At 59.1% G+C, this 21,727-nt stretch carries 7 protein-coding genes and 3 pseudogenes; 4 read left to right on the forward strand and 6 right to left on the reverse strand.

Annotated elements, in window-relative coordinates; translation table 11 throughout:
• Window positions 1-38 precede the first annotated feature (38 nt).
• From AC6I6U_RS24070 to AC6I6U_RS24085, 4 genes are all read left to right on the forward strand, one after another.
• Window positions 39-422: a VOC family protein gene (locus tag AC6I6U_RS24070; RefSeq protein ID WP_497878510.1), complete on the forward strand. Its 384-nt coding sequence runs from the start codon at window positions 39-41 to the stop codon at window positions 420-422.
• Window positions 423-503: 81 nt separating this feature from the next.
• Window positions 504-7,112, forward strand: a complete 6,609-nt coding sequence (locus tag AC6I6U_RS24075) for a MupA/Atu3671 family FMN-dependent luciferase-like monooxygenase (RefSeq protein ID WP_497878511.1) — start codon at window positions 504-506, stop codon at window positions 7,110-7,112.
• 12 nt (window positions 7,113-7,124) lie between these two features.
• Complete coding sequence (locus AC6I6U_RS24080; protein ID WP_497878512.1) at window positions 7,125-13,223, forward strand: amino acid adenylation domain-containing protein; 6,099 nt, start codon at window positions 7,125-7,127, stop codon at window positions 13,221-13,223.
• A gap of 14 nt (window positions 13,224-13,237) precedes the next feature.
• On the forward strand, window positions 13,238-14,548 hold the full coding sequence (locus AC6I6U_RS24085) for an FCSD flavin-binding domain-containing protein (RefSeq protein ID WP_497878513.1): 1,311 nt from the start codon (window positions 13,238-13,240) through the stop codon (window positions 14,546-14,548).
• Between the two features lie 74 nt (window positions 14,549-14,622).
• Here AC6I6U_RS24085 and AC6I6U_RS24090 read toward each other — a convergent pair.
• The 6 genes and pseudogenes from AC6I6U_RS24090 to AC6I6U_RS24115 all read right to left on the reverse strand — a co-directional run.
• Window positions 14,623-14,927: pseudogene (locus AC6I6U_RS24090) on the reverse strand (IS21 family transposase); the annotation flags it as partial.
• 253 nt (window positions 14,928-15,180) lie between these two features.
• Window positions 15,181-15,858 carry a DUF5710 domain-containing protein gene (locus AC6I6U_RS24095; RefSeq protein WP_497878514.1) on the reverse strand — a complete coding sequence of 226 codons (678 nt, stop codon included), beginning with the start codon at window positions 15,856-15,858 and terminating at the stop codon, window positions 15,181-15,183.
• Between the two features lie 133 nt (window positions 15,859-15,991).
• Window positions 15,992-16,324: a hypothetical protein gene (locus AC6I6U_RS24100; RefSeq protein WP_497878515.1), complete on the reverse strand. Its 333-nt coding sequence runs from the start codon at window positions 16,322-16,324 to the stop codon at window positions 15,992-15,994.
• A 56-nt stretch (window positions 16,325-16,380) separates the two neighbouring features.
• A pseudogene (locus AC6I6U_RS24105) lies at window positions 16,381-16,635 on the reverse strand (transposase domain-containing protein); the annotation flags it as partial.
• Between the two features lie 227 nt (window positions 16,636-16,862).
• Window positions 16,863-17,486 (reverse strand): annotated as a pseudogene (locus tag AC6I6U_RS24110) (DUF1173 family protein); the annotation flags it as partial.
• 214 nt (window positions 17,487-17,700) lie between these two features.
• Window positions 17,701-21,711, reverse strand: a complete 4,011-nt coding sequence (locus AC6I6U_RS24115) for a calcium-binding protein (protein WP_497878516.1) — start codon at window positions 21,709-21,711, stop codon at window positions 17,701-17,703.
• Window positions 21,712-21,727: the final 16 nt, after the last annotated feature.

A 21,727-nucleotide genomic window follows, 5' to 3' on the forward strand; every position in this document is an offset into this window, starting at 1 on the left:
AGGTGCACACGGTCTTCTCTACGATTATGGAAAATCTCATGACAACCCAAATGGCTCGGCTGATCATCTACGTACGGGACGTCGCGTTGCTCAAGGCGTTCTACCAACAGCACTTTGGCCTGCCCGTTACCGAGGAAATCGAAAACGAGTGGGTTGTCTTCGATGTGGGTACCGTTGAGTTGGCATTGCACCTGGTCGGCCCGGCTTTTCGAGGCACGACAGCAACAGCCTCGCGAGAAGGCGGTGGCCACAACACGAAAATCGTCTTTACGGTTTCCTCGGATCTGCAAACCCATCACGATACGCTCGCCGGCGCCGGCGTCACCGTGCACGCGCTCAAGCGCTACGATGGCTTCGCCTACACGATGTACGACGGCGTCGATCCTGAGGGCAATGTCTTCCAAGTGATGCAGTTCGACTGACATGCTCGGACATGCCCCACTGACACGCAGCGCGTCCCGCGCCGGCCACGACCGCTTTCACTAGGTATGGCGACACCGGACATGGAGGTCGAGGCGTCGCAAGCGCTCACTGCGAGGACACTGCCCCTGACTCTGGGGCAGCGGCGCCTCTGGGGGTTGGCGCAACGGCACGCAGGTGACCCTGCCTACCATCACCTGAGCGCGCTGCAGCTTTCGGGAACACTCGATGAGACAGCACTCGCGCTGTGCCTGCGACTGGCCATGGCTCGGCACGACAGTCTGCGCATGCGTTTTCCCTGTGTGGATGGCCAACCAGTCGCTCGCATCGAGCCCAGCGCCGAACTGCCATGGCAACGCTACGACCTGAGCACCCTCACCCCACGCTCGCGAGAGTACGCCGTTGCAAAGAGGGCACGCCTGGAGGCGCGACGCTCTTTCGATCTAGAGCACGGCCCACTCATGCGAGCCTGCCTGCTCATCCTGGAACCAGGGCAGGCCGTTCTGCTACTCAGCATTCATCACATGGTGATGGATGGCTGGTCGCTGGGCCTTCTGGTCGAGGAAGTCGCGACCCATTACAGGGCCTATCACTCAGGCAAACCCGCAGCGCCCCGCTCTGAAACGACGCAGATCCGCTACCGTATCGACGATTATGTCACCGATGTACTCGCGGCATCCGGCAAGCCGGCCTACCTCGCTTCGTTATCCTACTGGAAGCAGCATCTGGAGGGCGCGCGCTGGACACGACTGTCGCCCAGCGTTCAGACAGCGCACCTTAAGCCACAACAGCGACGCGGGCGCACACTCAAGTATCGCTTCGATGGCCTCATGGCGATGCTCGATGGCTCGGCACGGGCGCTACGCGTAACGCGCTACCAACTGCTGCTGGGTGCATTTCTGCGTTTTCTGGCCTACCGCACCGGCAACAACGACGTGGCCATCGCCACCTTGTCGGCCAACCGGCATGAACGCCAGCGCCAACACCTGATCGGTTACCTGGCCAATACCGTGATCGTGCGTCATCACTGCGCGCCAGACGATTCAATACCGACCTTTGTTTCAGGCCTGTCAACCACCCTGCGCGACCTGATGCGCCATGGCGACGTTTCGCTTTACAGCATCGCGCATGAAGTGGCGCACCTCTTCAGCGAACCACCGTCCATCCTGTTCGCGCTACAGAACAACCCGATCCCACCGCTTCAACTTGGCGAAGTGGAAATGGCGATGCTGGACCTGGAAACCGGTGTCACCAAGTTCGATCTCAGCGTTTACCTGGCCGAAGGTCATGATGATCTGCAGGTGTGGATCGAGCATGACACGGCCCTGTATCGCGAGGAGGTCATAACCTCTTTCGCCGAGGGCTTTCGCAGCCTGCTGGTGCAACTGTGCGGGGCGCTTGAACATCCGGCAGCGCTCAGCGGCCAGCTTGCGCCAGACAACGTATTCCTGGCCCGACTGGAAGGCCCCTCCCTGCGACCTGATGACCGGTCCTCGCTGTGGCAGACACTACTCAAGCACGCGATGCTAAGGCCCACAGACATTGCATTGGACACAGAAGACGGCTCGACCTTCACCTTCACACAGATGCTTCAGGGGGCTGGCGCTGTTGCTGCAAGCCTCAGCAGCCTGGGCGCAAGACAGGGTGACCGGGTGGCCATCCTGGGTGATCGCAATCAGCAAACGCTGTGCGCGATATGGGCCTGCCTTGCCAGCGGCCTAACTTACGTGCCGCTGGCGCCGGATCTTCCACCGGCCAAGTTGCAACTGATCCTTGACGACGCTTCGGCACACTGGCTGCTGACTGACAGTGCACGAAGCAACCTGTCAGGCCCGTGGCAGGACATCTCACGCTGGCTGGACGATCGCTCTTCACTCCCCGACGATCGGCTGGCAACGCCGCCCTGCCCCGACCTTCCGGCCTACCTGCTCTACACGTCAGGCTCAACCGGCAGACCGAAGGGTGTAGTGGTCTCCTACGGCAACCTGGAGGCTTTCTGTAGTGCGATGGACCGCCGCATTACGCATTCACCCGGTGATGTGTGGCTCGCTGTCTCCAGCTTGTCCTTCGACATCTCGACGCTGGAATTGCTGTGGTCCATGAGCCGGGGCTTGCGAGTCCGAGTGGGCTCGCTTGCAGCCTTGTGCCAAAGGCCGTCGAGCCAGGTGCCAGGCACCGCCGGTCAACTGCCTGCGCTAGGCCTGTTCTACTTTGGCTCGACCCATGACTACACACCGTCAGATCATCTGGCGCTGCTGCAACAGACAGCACAGTGGGGGGACCGTAACGACTTTGCCACGCTGTGGACACCGGAACGGCATTTCACCGCCTTCGGTGGTTTCTTCTCCAATCCTGCACTGACCGCAACCCATCTGGCCGCCCTGACACAACGCATCGCCATCCGAGCCGGTAGTGTGATCGGACCGCTGCAGCACACCGTCCGACTCGCCGAGGATTGGTCCAGCGTCTGGCGCCTATCAGGTGGCCGGGCAGGCCTGTCGCTCGCCTGCGGTTGGAACCCGGCTGACTTCATTCTGGCCCATCGGCCGATTTCGGAGCGGGTGGAGACGCGCCTGCAGCAAATCCATGAGCTAAGAGCGCTATGGCACGGTCAGTCAGTTGCCTACCACGACCCTGACGGCCGCTACTTCGACGCGAGCCTGCCGATCGCCCCGTTGGCCGATATCCCTTTGTCCATGACAATCTCCAACCGCCCAGAGCAATTCGAAGCCGCTGCCGAGCAAGGGTTGGATATCCTGACCCACTTGCTGGAACAGGATATCGAGCAGTTGGCTCGCAACATCGAATGCTATCGCCGGACATGGCAAGCCTGCCAAGGTGACGACGTACCGCCAGGGCGGGTCGTGTTGATGCTGCATACCTACATCGGCCTGGACGACGCTGACGCCACCGAGACAGCACACCCGCTACTGGCCCGTTATCTGGCCGGTGCAAGTGACGCACTGCGAAGCCTGGCCCCTCACGTGGAGATCCACTCACAGGATCACCTGATTGAAGCGGCTACGCAACGACTGATCAATGACCGCAGTCTGGTTTGTGGTGAACACACCGCCATCCAGCGTCTGCGTCAACTCTATCGCCTGGGCGTGGACGAAGTGGCCTGCCTCATCGATTTTGGACTGCCCCTGGAAAAGGTCACGACGAGCCTGGAACGACTGGCAAACGCGCGCAAGGCTGATCAACCTGAAGCTGCCAACCTTGCCCATCCGCCGGCCACTCACCTGCAATGCACACCGTCTGCCGCGAGGCTGCTGCTTCAACAAGACGGGCAATTGCCACCTGCATTGGAGCACCTCACTTTTTGGGCTGTCGGCGGCGAGGCACTTGACGAAAGCCTGCTGCGGCGGATGCGTAGGGCTTGCGGGGCACCATTTGCCAACCTCTATGGCCCCACCGAAGCAACGATCTGGGCCACCTGCTGCCCTATACCCGCACGGCGCAATGGCACCGTGAGCATTGGCACCCCGCTGGCCGGCGTGCAAATCTACCTGCTCGACGACCAATTGCAGCCGGTACCCCAGGGTGTTGAGGCACAGTTGTACATTGCAGGTGCAGGCGTTGCGCAAGGCTATTGGCGCAAACCGGCACAAACGGCGACCGCCTTCCTGCCTGATCCGTTCGGACCAGCAGGCGCACGACTCTACGCCACAGGCGACCGCGCCGTCATGGACCAGGACGGCCGACTGATCTTCATGGGCCGCCAGGATTCGCAGCTCAAGATCAATGGTCACCGGGTCGAGTTGTCCGCGATGCGCGATGCACTCGTGCGCCATCCAGCGATCGTCGACGCCTATGTGCTCGCCTGCAACACCAACGGGACGCAAGTGGGTTCTACCCTTGTCGCCTTCGTGGTACCCAGGGAAAAGGCCAGCGATACACTGGCCCAAGAGGTGCTAAACCATCTGTCGGGCCTCTGGGAGCTCGGCACCCTACCCCATGACATCATCTGCCTTTGCGAGCTTCCGCTGACCACCAGTCAGAAGGTTGATACGCAGCAACTGCAGGCTCTGTATCGGCAACGGTGTGTGCAGGGAACATCATCCCCGTATGCAGAACCCACCAACCTTTCGGAGCGCACTGCATTCCAGACATTGCGCCGTCTATGGCAGGAGGCACTCCCCCAATTCGACGGTCATGCCAGCTTCCACCACGCCGGTGGTAATTCACTCATCGCCCTGCAATTGCTCGGTCGCGCCAACGCTCACTTCGGCGCTGAAGTCTCGCTGCGTGATTTCTACAGCGCACCCACGCTCATCGGCCACCATCGAACCTTGCAAGCCGCGAAGGCACGCTCACAGGGAACCGAACTGGTCAAGGTCGCCCGCAGCGAGGACTACCCGGTTTCGTCGGCGCAGCGCGCGATGCTCATTGTACAAGGGCGGGGTGAAACGCGTGCCTACCACGATCATGTGGTGTTGAACATCGATGGCGCCCTCTCACGATCTGCGCTCAGGCAAGCGTTCGAAGCCCTTGTGAAACGCCACCGAATCTTCACCACAGCCTACCGTTTCGAGCAGGGTGAGTACCGGCAACGCTGGTGCGAGGATCTGACACCGGACTTTCATGTCGCGACTGCCGGTGAGGCGCCGCTCGAGCAGGTACTGCGCCACTTTATCGACGAACCTTTCGACCTTGAAAACGGCCGGGTCATACGCGCCCTGCTGTTGGACACACACGCCGACACCTATTGCTTGTGCCTTGTCATGCATCACATTGTGAGCGATGGCGCGACCCTGCGGCTCGTGCTAGGTGAATGGTTACGCGACTATGGCCGTCTGCAGGCGGGCGAAAACCTCGAGCACACCCAAGCCTCCTGGCAGTACGTAGACTTCGCCGACTGGCAGGCCAGGCACCTGGCAAGTCGGCGAGAGAACCTGGCAGCCTTCTGGGCTGAACAGGCCAACCACTGTCGTGCCTCATCCGAGATCCAGACCTCGGCCCAGGCTTCATCAGCGCCAGCACGAGTGGCGGGGCACTTGCCCATTGCCATCACCGAGCGCCCCATGCAGGTGGTCGACCAGTTGACCCAACAGCACACCGTCGGCGAACTCAGCGTCCTGATCACCGCGCTCTGTCTGGCCCTGGAAGATGCCAAGACGGGTCACCCGGTGATGATCGCAACGGACGCGCGCAACCGCGAACGCCCCGAGTTCGAGCAGATCGCCGGCATGATGGTAAATCAGTTGCTGTTGCCGATGCGCCTACCCGAAAGGGGAAATGCCGGCCAAATCGTAAAAGCCTGCCAACACCAACTGACGGATGCATTCAGCCATCAGGCCTACCCCTATGAGTGGTTTGTGTCGCAATGGCGTCAGTCGAGACAAACGCACCTGGCACCGCATTTCGATATCAAGTTCGTTCTCAATGACACGCACTCGCCAGTGAAAAACCCGCACGGTCTGGTCATCGAAGAACGCAGGCTCGCCCCTAGCGAGGCCAAGTTCGGCATCCTGATCAACCTGCAGCGCGATGCCGTGGGTTATTCGGGAAGCCTGGTGTTTGACGCGACCTGTCATTCAGAGCACGCCATGCTGGCACTCTGGGATGACTTTCTCAGTGTGCTCTCGCGACTGGCATACATAGACGATATCCAGCAGCAACGACAAGCCCTGGCCACGCGGCGAGCTGAGCGCGTGCCATCAGCACAGCGCCAGCCCGCCTCGGCGTTGCTCGCACACCTGCAAAGCGCGCGACGCCGGCCTGCTGGGTTGGCGCAGCAGACGCTTCAGCTCATGGAGGTCGATGACCAATGCCCCGTGCCATGCCTTCAACCGTGCCGAGGTAACGTCTCACTGGCAAGTGCAATCCTTGAGGCGCGAGCGCAGCTGACAACGCAGTTGCGCCGCCACGGTGCAGTGCTGCTCAGAGGTTTCACCGGCGTCTGCGCTCAAGAACTGGAGCAGTTGGCCCTCGGTCTGTGCGGTGAGCTGCTCAACTACACCGAGCGCTCTACACCCCGCACCAGTCTCGGCGAGAAGCTCTACACCGCCACAGAGCACCCGGCCCACCAGCGTATAGACCTGCATAACGAGAATGCCTACGCCCAGCAATGGCCGGGAACACTGTTCTTCTGGTGCGCTTCACCAGCGCTCTGCGGAGGCGAGAATCTGCTCGCGGACTCCCGCGCCATACTGGCTCAACTGTCGCCAGCGCTGCGCAAGAAATTCGAAGAGCGGGGTGTGTTGTATAGGCGTGAACTGGGGCCACCCTTGGGCATGCCTTGGCAATACGTTTTCCAGTGCGAACAGCAAGAGCAAGTCGATACGATCTGCCGCGATGCCGGCTATGGGGTCAACTGGCATTCGCCGAGCAACCTGAGCCTGTCTCGTACCGCCAGCGCTATCGCTACACACCCGATCACTGGCGAGGCCTGCTGGTTCAACCATGCGCTGTTCTTTCATGAAAGCAGCTTGGACAACGCCGTACGCAGCTCTATCCGGGACCTCTACGGAGCAGGCTACCTACCCAATCGATCCTTCTACGGGGACGGTACGCCAATTGAAGAAGATGAATTGGCACAGTTACGCGCCGCTTACGCACAGTGCGAGCGCCGACTGCTGCTCAACAAGGACGATGTTCTGATCATCGACAACCTCCTGATGGCGCACGGTCGTTGCGCTTATGAAGGCCCACGCGATGTCAGGCTGATGATGGGTCAAACGATCCGCTAGCACGGAGCCTCAATGAACAGTGTGATCCCCAACGACATGAACAGCGATCAGCAAGAGGCATCGCCTGGCTATCCGTTGTCGCCTCAGCAACAGGCACATTGGACCCGCGACAGGCAAGCGCAGCACTACGTGGCCCGTCTGAACCTACCCGGCAGGCTGCAGCGGGAGCGCCTGCTGGACGCCTTCAATGCCGTGGCGCAGCGGTATGAAATTCTACGCACTACCGTGCATGCCTCAGCGCAGGGGGGCGAACCTGTACAACGGGTCTCGGCCCACGTGCCGCTTGCGGTCTTACCGCAGAGCCTCCCAGAGCCTGCGCAAGGATTACCCTTCGCTATCGCCCTGCATGAGACTGAAGAAGGTTGTGTGCTTGAGCTGAGCGTCAGCGCCTGGAGTGCAGACCCCTGGTCGGTTGCCACCCTGCTTGAACGGCTCTCCGACCGCTACCTGGATGTAGCCCTGCCTGAGACCAGCCTGGTCCTTCAATATGCCGACCTGTCAGAGGGCTACCACGCCCTGCTACTCGACCCGGTAGGCACCGACTATTGGGCAGCCAGGCAGGCAAATCTGAGCGCAGAAGTATCGGCGATGGGCGCTCGGCAGGCCGTTGAACGCATTGCATTGAGCTGCCCATCCGTCGTCAGCGAAGGCTGGCTATTTGCACGTTGGGTACTGTTCCTGTCGCATTGGGCACGCCGCAGCCAGGTTGTGTCGGACTATTTCGCTGCCGGTGCTCGGTTTGCCGAAGACGCAGATCTGGTCGGCCCCATCGGTCGCCTGTTACGCCTGCCGTTCAACGTCGACTGGAGCATTGATGCCCAGCAAGCGGCCGCTGTCATCACCAAGCAGGTGGAGAGCGATATCGCCTGTACGGATCATTTTGATTGCTCACTCAAGCACGCTCACCGTGAATCGCCATTCCTGTTCATCCCAGCCTGTCCCCTGCCCCAACACTTCGCCGGGATGCTTGTGAACACCGCTGAACTCAAAACCCCGCCCTCACATGCCCTGTTGCAACTTGAGGTGACGCAGCCTGGACAACTGCTCCTGACCGGACGAGGGCTGAGTGCAACACAACTGGCCGCTGCGGCGGCAGACTTGGGCCAATTGCTGCAGGCGGGTGCCATGCCCGCAGGCATACGCCTGGGTTCGTATCCATGGCAGGCCCCTGCAAGCGCGACGTTGGCCAGCGGCCACGATGTCGGCATAGCCGTGGAACGTTGGGCTCTCGAACATCCGGACCGACCCGCGCTGTTGGCTCAGGATACGCCCCTGTCGTATGCCCAACTGAACCAGGCCGTCCGAGCGGCCGCCGCCTCATTGCGTGCCCACGATGTCCGCCCCGGCCACACTGTGGCCCTGCAATTACGCCGCGGTATCCCATGGATCGTCTGGTGGCTCGCCGTCTGGCGCGTCGGCGGCACCGTACTGCCACTCTCGGGCGATGCACCTAGCAGTCGGGTGAGTGACGGATGTCGGCGCGCAGGCGTGCAGTTGCTCGTATGCACCGACTTACCGAGCGATGGCACGGCTGACTGGCCTGCGGTGCTCGTACCATCGACCCTTCCCGTGTCCGCCCTCCAAGACGATCAGCACAGTGCTCACCAGCCTGACCCTGCCGAGGTTGCCTACATCCTGTTCACTTCCGGCTCGACCGGTGTACCTAAGGCCTCGGCTGTCAGCCATGGCGCTCTCGCCGCATACCTGAATTGGGCAAGCGCCCGTTACGCCAGCGACAAACACGGCGGCACCCTCGTGCACTCGGAACTGGGCTTCGACTTCACCCAAACGTGCCTCTGGCTGCCTTTGCTCGCCGGTGAAACGATCCGTTTCGCGCCCGATCCGTGCTCACTGGAGACGCTCTACAGTCTGTTAGCGACTGAAACACCCCTTTCATTTATCAAGCTGACCCCCGCCCACCTGCAGGGCATCAAAGCGCTGGAATCACTGACCCCACAGCCGCTGCAGTGGCCAGATCACGTGGTCGTGGGAGGCGCGGCCCTATCGGGTGCCATGCTGCCACCTTCGCTGCGCCGCTCGGCGTCCATCGTGCACAACGAATACGGCCCCACGGAAGCCACCGTCGGCTGCTGTGTTCACAGCGAGCCCGCTGACGCGCTGGTGCAGGGGCCGGTTTCCATCGGCTCGGCAACACCCGGCACCGAGCTGTTTGTCCTTGATGCCAAACTACAGCCTGTTACGCCTGGTACAGAGGGCGAACTCTATATTGCAGGGCAACAGCTGGCTCAAGGCTACCTGGGTAACCCCCGAGAAACCGCACAGCGCTTCCTGCCCCATCCCCATGCCCACTCGCCGGGGACGAGGCTCTACCGGACCGGTGACCGCGTGAGGCAGACGGATAGCGCCCATCATGTCTACCTCGGCCGGCTTGATGACATGATCAAGCGTAATGGCGTCCGCATCGAGCCCGGCGAAATCAGCGCGCAGATGCTACGCCACCCGGCCGTCTCGGGCTGCCACACCTTTGCACGGCCGATGGCCGAGCAGGCGGAACCGACCATCGTCTGCGCGGTAACGATCAGCGCAGCGGTCCAGGTACGCGATCTTCATGCCTGGCTGGCCACTCAGTTGTCGGTCCTGATGCTACCCAACCGTATCGTGATCATCGATCACTTGCCCTGCACACCTCAGGGCAAAATCGACGAACGTTGGCTGCTGACCCATCTGGAGGAGGCCGATCGCCCCACCACAGACGAACTCGCTCAAGGTCACGAGTCGGTGCTGGCCGTCATCTGGAGCCAAGTGCTCGGCACACCCGAGTTGGGCCCATCCAGCCACTTCTTCGCCGAAGGCGGTGATTCGATCAGGGCCATAACGGTCGCCGTCGAGGCTCGTAAACAAGGGCTGATGCTCTCAGTCGAGCACCTGTTCGAATACCCGGTGCTGCGCGATCTGGCAGCGGCCATCGCCCCGCTGGAGCAGCCCCCTGCCTCATCGGGTTCCACCTCAACTGCCTCCAACCCGCCGTCTGCGGCCGGTATCGAGGAAAGCTTCCCCATCTCGCACCTGCAAATAGGTATGATTTTCCAGAACGAGGTGGACGGGCGCTATCACGATATCTTCAGCTACCGCCTCGGCTTGCAACTGGATGAAGCCTGTCTGCAGCAGGCGGCGCGCCAGCTTGTGGCCCGCCATCCTGGGCTGCGCACAACCTTCGATGTTACCCATGAGGGCGGTGGGGTACAGCACGTCTGGTCACAGGGCGTGAACGTGCTTGAATGCCAAGACCTGTCGGCGCTGTCGCCAGAGGAACAACAGCTCAGGATCCAGCAATGGATACTCCAGCAGCGCGAGATCGGCTTTGACGTACGATCGCTGCCGTTGCTGCGCATGCAGGCCTACCGGCTGGATGAGCAGACCATTCAATTCAGTGTCAGTTTCCATCATGCGATCATGGACGGCTGGAGTGACCAGCAGATCCATACGGAGTTGTTTGCTGATTACCGAGCATTGGTCGAAAGACGCCCGGTCGCCCTTGCACCACCCGCCAGCCGATACCGTGACTTCGTCGCTGCGGAGCAGGCCGCCCTGCGTTCTACCGAGACGCGTGCGTACTGGCGCAACTACTTAGCCGATGCCCCCCACACACCGCTGGCACCGCAGGGTGCCGCGCCACAGGAGAGTAATGGCTCCCAGTCCCATTGGCATCACTGCGTCACGCTACCGGCTCGATTGCTCCATACACCACTGCACGAGGCCACGCGCCAATCCCGTGAGCCTTTGGCCGTGCTGCTGCTTAGCGCCCACCTGGTGGCGCTGCGCCTACTGACAGGACAACGGGAGATTCTCTCCTGCCACGTGACTAACGTGCGCCTGGATGAGGAAGATGCAGAGCGTGCCGTCGGGCTCTATATCAATACCCTACCGGTACGCGCGACGGTTGCCAACGAGACGTGGCGCACACTCGTTCAGCGCATTGGCCAGCAACAGCGCGAAGCCTTCAGTCACCGGCGACTGCCATTCTCCGAAATTCAACGCGAAGCCGGTGTGGAACGTCTATCCGACTCCCTGTTTTATTTCACCAACTTTCACAACCGCATTGCTGCCACGCCGGCACTGGTGCAACACGATCGTTTTGCGCACGAGGTCACGAGCTTTCCGCTGACGGCTAGCTTCAACGTCGAGCCCACCACTGGACAGATTTCGTACACCCTCGCTTTTGATACACGCCATTTCAGCCAGGCACGGGCCAAGCAGGCAGCGCAATGCTACCAGGGTGCATTGAACTCACTGGCCAACAGCATCGACGCCCCCCTGCCAACGCTGCTGGAGCTCACGCAGCTACGTCCGTCAGTATTGATCGGCGATACACCGGTTGAGTCCCGCCCATGCAACGTGCTGAGTCTTTTCGACGAGCAAGTCCGGTTGAACCCCGAGGCTCAGGCCATACGCTCATCTGATGGCCTGCTCAACTACCGCCAACTGGCCGCCCGCTCTTGCGCACTGGCCTCAGCGCTCTCAAGTAGAGGCATAGGTCCCGGCAGCGTAGTAGGGCTCCTGCTGCCCCGCGGTGCAGACCTGGCGGTGGCCATATTGAGCGTGCTGCGCACCGGTGCGTGTTTCGTGGTACTGGATGCCCAGGACCCACCGCCGCGCTTTGCTCACATCCTGCGAGACACATCGTTCGTGATGGATCACCAGGACAACGCCCACCGGGTGCCTTCGCATCCATGGGAGAGCCTTCAAGTCCTGGAAGATGAGGCACGCTCCGTGCCGGCTGGCCTTGAGTTGGCGATTGACCCGGGGCTGCCCGCCTACCGCATGTATACCTCAGGGTCGACAGGGACACCTAAATGCGTCGAAGTCACCCATAGCAATTATACGAATGTGCTGCTGCACTTTCGCGCCTTACTCGGCACCCGACCGGGTGACCGGGTCATGCTGACCTCGGCGCTGAGCTTCGACATCAGCCTGCTCGAATTCGGTCTGCCGCTGGTCAGCGGCGCCATGCTGCAAGTTCTGACCCGAGAGCAGGCCCTGACGCCCAGTGCCTACCAGATGACTGAACACACCACGGGCAAGACCGTCATTCAGGCTACACCTTCACTGTGGGGGGCCTTGCGCCTGAGGGGATGGCAGCGCACACCACAAACCCAGGTGCTGGTAGGGGGCGAGCCCCTGCCTACTCAACTCGGCGAATGGTTGTGCCAGGTCGCGGACGAGGCCTGGAACGTCTACGGTCCCACCGAAACCACCATCTGGTCGACCGTGGCACGCTTGGAACCGAACAAACAGACCATTGGCGCACCGATTACGGCAACGACCTGTTTTGTGCTTGATGATCAGCTTGATCCCGTCCCACAAGGCAGCATTGGTACCCTCTACATCGGCGGCGCAGGTGTAAGCCTGGGCTATGTCGGCGAACCGGTCATGACGGCGACAGCCTTTTTGCCGGATGCCGCCGGGGGGCGCCTGTACTGCACCGGTGACAGCGCTCTGCTCGATGAAACAGGCGCTCTGGTCTTTCTGGGACGTGGTGACCGCCAGGTCAAGATCGCCGGTCACCGCCTTGAGCTGGAAGAAGTCGAGGCCCGGCTACGCGCCCACCCCGGTATTGCCGAAGCGGCAGTGGTCCATCAGGCGGACTCCGACGACCGCTTGGTCGCCTATCTGGTCAGTTGTGGTACAGAGCCGGAGGTGACGCAGATCGAGTTGCGAGACTGGATGTACTCGCACCTGCCAGCTTATGCCCTTCCTCGCGCCTACTTGTGGCTGAACGAACTGCCTCGCTCGCGCAACGGCAAGCTTGACCGAGCAGCACTGCCAGCCGCGCCCGGCGGACGCCCCAGCCTGAGTGCGCGCTACGTAGCCCCCGAGCAGGCGCTGGAACAGGTGCTGCAGCGTATCTGGTGCAAGGTGCTGAAAGTGGAACCCATTGGCGTGAACGACAGCTTCATCGAGTTGGGCGGCTACTCGCTGACGGCCATCCGCATCATTGCCCAGATTCGCGACCTGTTCGACGTTCAACTGGACGCATCGGCCCTCTTCAAGGCGACCACCATCCGCCAACTGGCCAGCCAACTGCTGAACAGCGCTCCCACCTCTGCCCAGCTCGAAACCAAGGCCGAGCTCCTTCTCTCCATTCTCTGAGTTTCCAACCGAACATGACCTCATCATTCAACTTCAACCGCCGCACCTTTCTGGCCTCCATTCTTGGCAGCATTGCGGCCAGCTACACCTTTGCCAGCCCCTCTAGCACGGGAGCCGGTATGCGGATCGGTATCGTCGGTGCCGGCGTTGGAGGGCTGATGGCCGCGCGCTACCTGCTTGAGCTCATGCCTAACACCCATATCACCGTGCTGGAAAGCAGCCGGGACTATCACACCTGCTTCAAATCCAATGAGGCATTGGGCGCGATGCGGCCCGATAGCGACTTGCGCTTTGATTACACGAACTGGGCTAACCGCGTGCGCTGGGTTCAGGAAAGGGTGAGCGCCATCGAACCGGGTAAGGTGCTCACGCAGCAAGGTGGCTCATACACCTTCGACAAGATCATCGTCGCCACAGGCGTGCAGTTCCGCTACAAGGACATCGAAGGGTTATCTGAGAACAATACACTGAAGGTTCCTCATGCCTGGGGAGGTGAAGCGCAATTCAACGCCCTCAAGTCGCAATTGAGCACGATGCCAGATAACGGCGTGTTCGTACTCACGACCCCTGCTGGCACCTACAAATGCCCTCCAGGTCCCTATGAACGCGCAAGCCTGGTGGCACACTACCTGAAAACCCACAAACCCAAAGCCAAACTCATCATTGCAGATGCAAGCGAGACTTTCTCGAAGCAGCCACTCTTCCAGCAAGGCTGGGAGCGCTTGTACGGCTCCGGCACACCGGGCAGCTTGATTGAACGCATTAGCGGCAACCACGGTGGCAAGGTCATCAGTGTCGATGTTGAGCGACGGCAGGTAAAACTTGAGAGCGGTGAAACCATTACTGCCGATGTCTGTAACCTGATCCCGCCTCAACATGCCGGAGACATGCTGACCCAGTCCGGCCTGACCCATGAAAGTGGCTGGTGCCCTGTGAACAAGGCCACCATGGAGTCGGCACTGATGAAGAATGTGTATGTCGTAGGCGACGCCTGCGATGCCGCGACCATGCCCAAGTCAGCCTTCTCTGCCGCCTCCCAGGCCAAGGTCTGCGCCTTCGCGATCGCAACCGAGGCGGCCGGCAACCCAGCGCCGCCCCCCCACTACATGAACGCCTGTTTCAGCCTGCTGGAGCCGAACTACGCGATCTCGATCGCCCACCATTACGGCCTGGATGCATCCAACAACCGCATCATCCAACTGTCCGGTGGACTGACCGCACAGGATGCCTCGCAGGACGATCTGACGCGGGAAGCCTTGTTCTCCGAGGATTGGTTCAAAACGATCACGCAGCAGTTGTTTGGACCGGCTTACCCACTGGTGTAGGCCTTGCCGTTTGATACGGCGGCGCCCGTAGAGCTTGACACTGGCGTCGCCTGCTTGCGGGCTTATTGACGCGGACGTTTGAACGGCGCCAGGTAGGATTTGAGTCGGCTGATGCCGCCCGTGCAGCCTTGTTCCTGGACTTCACGCAACGACACCGTCGCAGGAATCCAATGCGGCAGGGGCGCTTCCACGCGCTCTTGCAGATAGACCTTGATGGGCCAAGCCTCTCCGGACGCGCTCCCGCCCTGTATGGCGCGGCGACTCGGCCTCGCCACGTCGGTACTTGCGCACGGTGTTGCGCGACAACCCAGCGTGTGCGCGATGGTTTTGATGCCCATGCCCTGACGGGCGATTGTACTGACTGCTCCTGGGTCAACATCTCGGCAGTTCAAAACCGCCATGATGGCCCAGGGGTCATATTTGCGTTGGCGGTGACAAGCATTGCGCCTGGATCGGTTCCAATGACAGTTCACGATTGCCTGTACGGGTGTGCGGAGTCTGCCAGAGGACCAGGTGAACGTGGTTTTTATAAGGTGTCATTCAGGCACCGGAGGTTCGTGCAGTTGCAGAGCAAATTGTCCTCCACTTCTTCTGCGCGATATCAGCCGAGCACATCGCCGAAACGGGCCGCCTTACTCTCTGACCTGCATCCACTCCATGAAGTCTTGCGTTGCAAATCCGACACCGCAATTTGCATCGAAGCGCTCGTTGATTCTGTGGAGAGTGATTTTGCCGGCTTGCTCTGGAGACATCGGGACGAAGGCACCACCGGGTTCCGCATGCATGTAGAAGTCCCCAAGCTTCGCACCACAGTGCTGGCAGTGATTCATGAAGTAACGACATCCAGCCATTTTGCTGTAGTCCAGCCTAAAGATCCCTGTGAACTGGCGAATCCGCTTCAGTACTTGAGGAGATAGGCTGCCGACGTCAGACACCGTGCCTCCGTAGCCTCGGCTTTTCCACTGACCCAGGTTACTGGTCAGCGTGAACACCTGAGGATCTTCGTACTCCTCAATGTCATGAAACTGTTCGTATTCGTCAGGAAGCCGGAATGAGAACACGCGTGTCGGGGCACAGCATTTCCAACAATCGGATATCGACTCCATAACGTAGTAGTAAGGTGATCTGGTTCTAAATTCGGGCTGGTGCTCCAGCTCTGACTTATCGGGTGGGGGCACCCATCGCTCCATCTGCCCGATTTCAACCCCGTCAGGCACATACCAGACTTTCGCCTGCGGATCCCAACGCGCACCGAGTGATTTCGCCAAGTCCTTTTGGGAAAACGGAACATTCAGATCAACTCTCGCCATAGACAATATCCATATTTTCTTACGTCTTAGATGCTCCGTTTGCGCCTGCACCCACGCAGTCGAATGCTACCTTTGAACAATGTGCTCCTATCGCATGCGAGCGACTCAGACCGGCCACATCCTCAGGAAGTGGTCACTCGCACAGCATTGACTGAGCTCCCTGCTGCCTAGGAGCAATCACACCCTGAGCCTCAAGCTCCATTGCCAGGAACGGCGCACGCCGGCGCAGATAGTCCAGTGAGATCTCGCCGTCGAAATAGGCCGTGGCGTACTCTTCACGGACCTTCAGGCAATCATGGTCATTCAACTTCAGGCGATCAATCGTGGCGCGCACGCGTGCCTCAATCTCGACATCTAGATCCTCGCCTGGCACGACCTGGTAGCTGACCAGCTCAAGGCGAAACCATCCCTCCTCGACCTCGAACGGATCCAGGACGCCCTGATAGTGATTCTTGCGGGCGTTCATCAGCGTGCAGGCCAGGCGATAGTTCGTAAGCGTCCGCCCAACTCACCTTGCGTAAGTCAGGCCGGTACCCACAGATGCGGTAGCAATTGCCCGATCTCACTGGCCCGCTGTGTCGGCAGTCGTGTCAGCACATCGTTGAGGTAGGCATACGGATCATGCCCATTCATGCGCGCCGACTGGATCAAACTCATGATCGCAGCCGCCCGTTTACCACTGCGCAGCGACCCGGCAAACAGCCAGTTCGAGCGCCCGAGTGCCCATGGCCGTATCTGGTTCTCGACTTGGTTGTTGTCGATGGGCACAGCCCCATCTCAGTATGAAAGCGTTTCAGGGCGTCCTCCCAGACCTCAGGCGCCATGCTCAGGTACGGAATGCCATAAGGCCCCGCCAAGGGCAGCTTGGACATCGAGGCACCGTACTTGCCGGCATCAAAGCGCGCCAATGGAGAGATCACCAGGGCCCGGCGCCCCGCCTTGCTCACTTGCCGCGCCACAGCCCTGTTGGCCGTCTCAGCACGGGAGTTGGGTGTCGCACATACCACCAGCACTTCGTCGAGGGCCACTCGACTGGCCTTGATGCGCCGAGCAGTTTTTCGTAGCAGGCCATGAACCTGTGCGCTGTTGCGCTTGCCCTCCATCGCGGGGTACCAGATGTTCAACCGGGCTTCCTGCCATAGCAGGCAGAGCAGCCCCAGAAGCGTCATGGTGCGCTTGCGGGTACCACTGAAATGCTGTTGAAGACGATCGTCGCGAGCGCCGCCTACCCTGGCGGGTAACTCAATCAGGCCTCGGGCCAGACGAACCCGCAGGGTACCGTCATCGCCCTCCTCGACCACACCCACCTCATAGCCCTGCAGGCCTGAACGTTCAGGAGCGGGGGCATAGAAGCGGCACTCGTTGGCGTGTTCAGGTCCTGTGCCGGCGAAGCGGGCCAGGTGAAAGCCATCGGTGTCGTCACGACGCTTGATGGCCAGTTTGCGTTCGCCCTTGCCGGGGCAGCGACAGATGGCGTGGGTGCGGCCGTAGGCTTTTTCGAGCACGGCCTTCCAGGCGCTGGCGAACTCGTCCTTGGCCTGGAACGTCGTGGAGAAGGGTTTGCCGTCAATGACGACGGGGAATCGCTCATACACCATACGCAGGCACTCCTTGCCTTGGTCAGTCATGCAGCGAGGGCTGCTGATCAAATGTACCGTTGCGGGTGTGGAGTTCGAACTGCCAGGGCGTTACAAGGTGTTTTGCCAGAGGCTACCGTACTGTCGAAGCCGCTCAGTGCCCTGACTCAATGGAGATGCAAGAAGGGTTTTCTCAGAACTGCGCGTTGAGCACCAGCAGTAGCGGCCAAGAACCGAAGTGCTCGACCGCTGTTGCTGGGGATCACTAGCTCGCGCTTGCAGCAATCACTGCATCAAGCTGCGACGGTTGGCTTACACCAAAGCTTGTCAGGCTGCCCGCAGGGACTCCAAACCCTGCCATAGCGTCAACAAGGCTGTTGGTCTGCCTCTCCATATCTGCGTCGCTACTTAAGCTTGAAAACTGACTGACACCCTCATTATCTTTCGCGGTGACGGTCGAAGTACTGACTTGGGTATCCGCCGTCAATTTCGCCTGAGACCACTGGGTGCCATCGGCGAACTCAATACGGCTCACCTGGTAGTAGTTGCTGAAGCCATAGTCCGGTACAAACCAGTTCGCGATCGTCACCCGATCCTGACCGTTACTGTGCTGCAACACCAAATCCACACCGTCTCGGCTGACCTGAATGTCCGACGCTTGGATGCCAGCACCGAAACGCAACACATCCGTGGTCCACATCGACTCCGCTTCATAAATGATGTCCTGTCCGTCCCCCAGATCGAAGAGATAGGTATCGCTGCCAGTAGAGCCGATCAGCACATCGTTGCCTGTACCACCGGCCATGATGTCGCTGCCATACCCGCCTTTAAGCATGTCGTCACCTGCGCCGCCGTAGAGGGTGTCATTGCCATCCCCACCCTCCAGCGTGTCGTTACCATCCCCGCCACTGAGGGTGTCATACCCCTCTTCACCGTACAGTATGTCGTTGCCGGCCCCACCCTCAAGCACGTCATTGCCTTGACCACCGTAGAGCTTATCGTCGCCGGCCCCGCCATCCAGATGGTCGTTGCCTGCCAAGCCATAAAGAGTGTCGTTACCGCCCAGGCCACGAAGATCATCGTTGAGATAATCCATACCGCTTAGGGAATCATCACCCTCGGTTCCGTAAGTAGTCAGCAGCGCAGCACTGAGCTGTTGCTGTCCCCACACGGTGCCATCGGCGAATTCAACACGGTTAATCTGGTAGTAGTTGCTAAAGCCATAATCCGTCACAAACCAGTTCGCGATCGTCACTCGATCCAGACCATTGCTGTGCTGTAGTACAAGGTCTACGCCGTTTCGACTGACCTGTATGTCAGAGGCCTGGACGCCAGCGCCAAAACGCAACACGTCAGTGGTCCACATGGATTCCGCTTCATAGATGGTGTCCTGACCGTCTCCCAACTCAAAGAGGTAGGTATCGTTACCGGTTGAACCGATCAGGATATCGTTCCCTGTGCCGCCGGCCATGATGTCGTTGCCGTAGCCGCCCTTGAGGGTGTCGTCACCTGAACCGCCGCTGAGGATGTCGTTGCCATCTCCGCCTTCCAGGGTGTCGTTGCCTGACCCACCACTGAGGGTGTCATTGCCCTCCCCGCCCTCCAGGATGTCGTTGCCGGCACCGCCTTCGAGCACGTCATTGCCTTGAGCACCGTAGAGCTTGTCGTCGCCGTCTCCGCCGTCCAGACGATCATCCTCTCCCAATCCATAGAGGGTGTCGTTGCCGCCCAGACCACGAAGATCATCGTTGACATGATCCATACCGCTGAGGGTGTCATCACCTTCGGTACCATAAACCGTCAGGACCGCAGCAGTGAGCTCTTGCTGCCCCCACACGGTGCCATCGGCGAATTCAACACGGTTTACCTGGTAGTAGTTGCTAAAGCCATAATCCGTCAAAAACCAGTTCGCGATCGTGACGCGGTCCTGACCATTGCTGTGCTGCAATACCAGGTTCACGCCGTCTCGACTGACCTGAATGTCCGAAGCCTGGATGCCAGCGCCAAAACGCAATACGTCCGTGGTCCACATGGATTCTGCTTCATAGATGGTGTCCTGCCCATCGCCCAACTCAAAGAGGTAGATATCATTGCCGGTGGAGCCAATCAGCACATCGTTTCCTGTGCCGCCGGCCATGATGTCGTTGCCGTATCCGCCCTTGAGCGTGTCGTCGCCGGATCCGCCGTTGAGGATGTCGTTACCATCGCCGCCTTCCAATGTGTCATTGCCGGCGCCACCAACTAGGGAGTCGTTGCCAAGGCCTCCAGCCAGACTGTCATTGCCATCCCCACCATCTAGCTGGTCATTGCCAGAGCCACCAATGAGCGTGTCATCACCGCCCATACCTTGCAAAATGCTGATATAACCTTCGATACTGGTTATCTTGTCATTTCCCTCTGAACCGACAACATCCAGCCTACCGTCCTTGAGCCAGAGCCCCACGTCGGAGATGATCTGATTTTTGACTTCGCCGGATATCAGGGGGCTTTGCACCAGATCCTGAAACTCTTCAAAGGCGCCGGTCAAAGATACGGCGGACCGCTCCAGAAAAACCGCTTTGAGAGGAGACCAGTCCATACTCAGCGTCCCGCCCTCCAGCTTCATCTCGACGCTGTCGATGTACGGTTTCAAGCGGGTCTGGAAAAGCAAACCTGTATAGACTGACTGACGCAGTTCCTCATAAGCCTGATTGATCAGATAGGTCTGATTTATATCCAATCCAAGATTTGCCTCCGTAACAGTTGCAACTCCATCCACGGAGGAGATCAGACCACCTCCATTTATAGTTCCGAAGGTCATCGACAGTTGATAATAGTCGTTAACAACTGCCCCAGAATGAAAATTAAAGAAATTCTGGGCATTAAAAACCTCTAATACCTTGATTCGCTCCAACAGTTGCCGCATGGCTTGCTGTCCGGCTGTTGGCGTAGTCCCGCTGACCTCCCATGAATACTGAAAACGTACGTCGATATTTCCAGTATCAAGGGCGTCAATGCGCTTATCCAGATTCGAATAATTTGAGCTTTTGGCCCAATCTGCAAGTAACTGATCGATCAAGCCAAATTGTTCGTCACGGCTTTGTGCCTGGCTGTATGCCACCAATGTTGCTTTTAACTGATTGCTCTGCATCGATGCTTCGCGCAGGTCTCGCACTGCACCAGAGCCGGTCATGTCAGGCAACGCCTTGACTGCCTCATTTAAAGAAATCTTGTCAGTGAATTCCCGATAAAATGGGTTTGATGCCAGGTCGAGGTTCGCTGCAAGGCTCTGGTTACCATTTACGGTGCCAGTATGTCCATCAGCAAAAGTAAAGGTGCCAGTAGCACTGATGATGCTGCCATCAGAATTCTGGTTGGACTCAGTCGATGCCAAGCTAATTGACTGAATATGTAGCTCGCTTAGACTTTTTAGTTCATCTGCCTGAGAGATACCATCTTGGTTTTTATCTTGCCACACGCGAACATTCGCGAACTCGGTATCTTGGGCATTAAATATGCCGTCGCCATTACTATCCAAATCACTCAGCGCATCAAAACCATTACGGGCTTTGGTGCCGTCCGACTTGATGGTGTCTACGCCAAACAGCTCACGACCATTATCAATCTGTCCGTTACCATTTCTATCAAGAACCAGGAATCCGTCATCGCCCTTAATCCACCCTGTCCCGGTCTTGACACCATCACCATCAAAATCAAATATTACACCAGAGTTAGCAGAAACAATTTCAATGCCATCGCTGTCTAGGTCTAACGCAAGAGGATCAGCACGAGGAATGAAATTCAGCGCAGAAACAAAATTACTACTTACCTTTTCACCAACACCTGAAAGAGGTGAAAAACCAGCAGCAAAATTTTCATAAGCAGAGAGTACTAACGGATCATTTGGAATGAACGGATTATTAGCACCATTTTTTGCCGCCTCATCCCGATGTTCCATATACCAATTGTAAGCTACCGGAACCGCATCATATAAAAATAAGCCCACACCAGCAACGGTCACGGCAGCTAAAACCCAAGGGCTCGCTAGCCCAGCGATTACACCAAAACCAGCAGTAACCGAAGCAACATCATATATTACACCCGCTACATCCCTGCCTGTAGCCGTACCGTCATCTATTTTATCAAAGAGTTTTGAAAAACTGCCGACCAGCCCACCCTGGCCAGAAACAAACATCGCATACGCCTTACCCCAAGGCCCACCCAGCTTATCCCCCATGATACCTGAGACAAGTTGGACTGCATTCGTCGCTTTTTCAATATTTTCAGCAGCACTCATCAATTTCACCCCTTAA

It is taken from the genome of Pseudomonas sp. UTLPPB19802 (assembly GCF_059730225.1).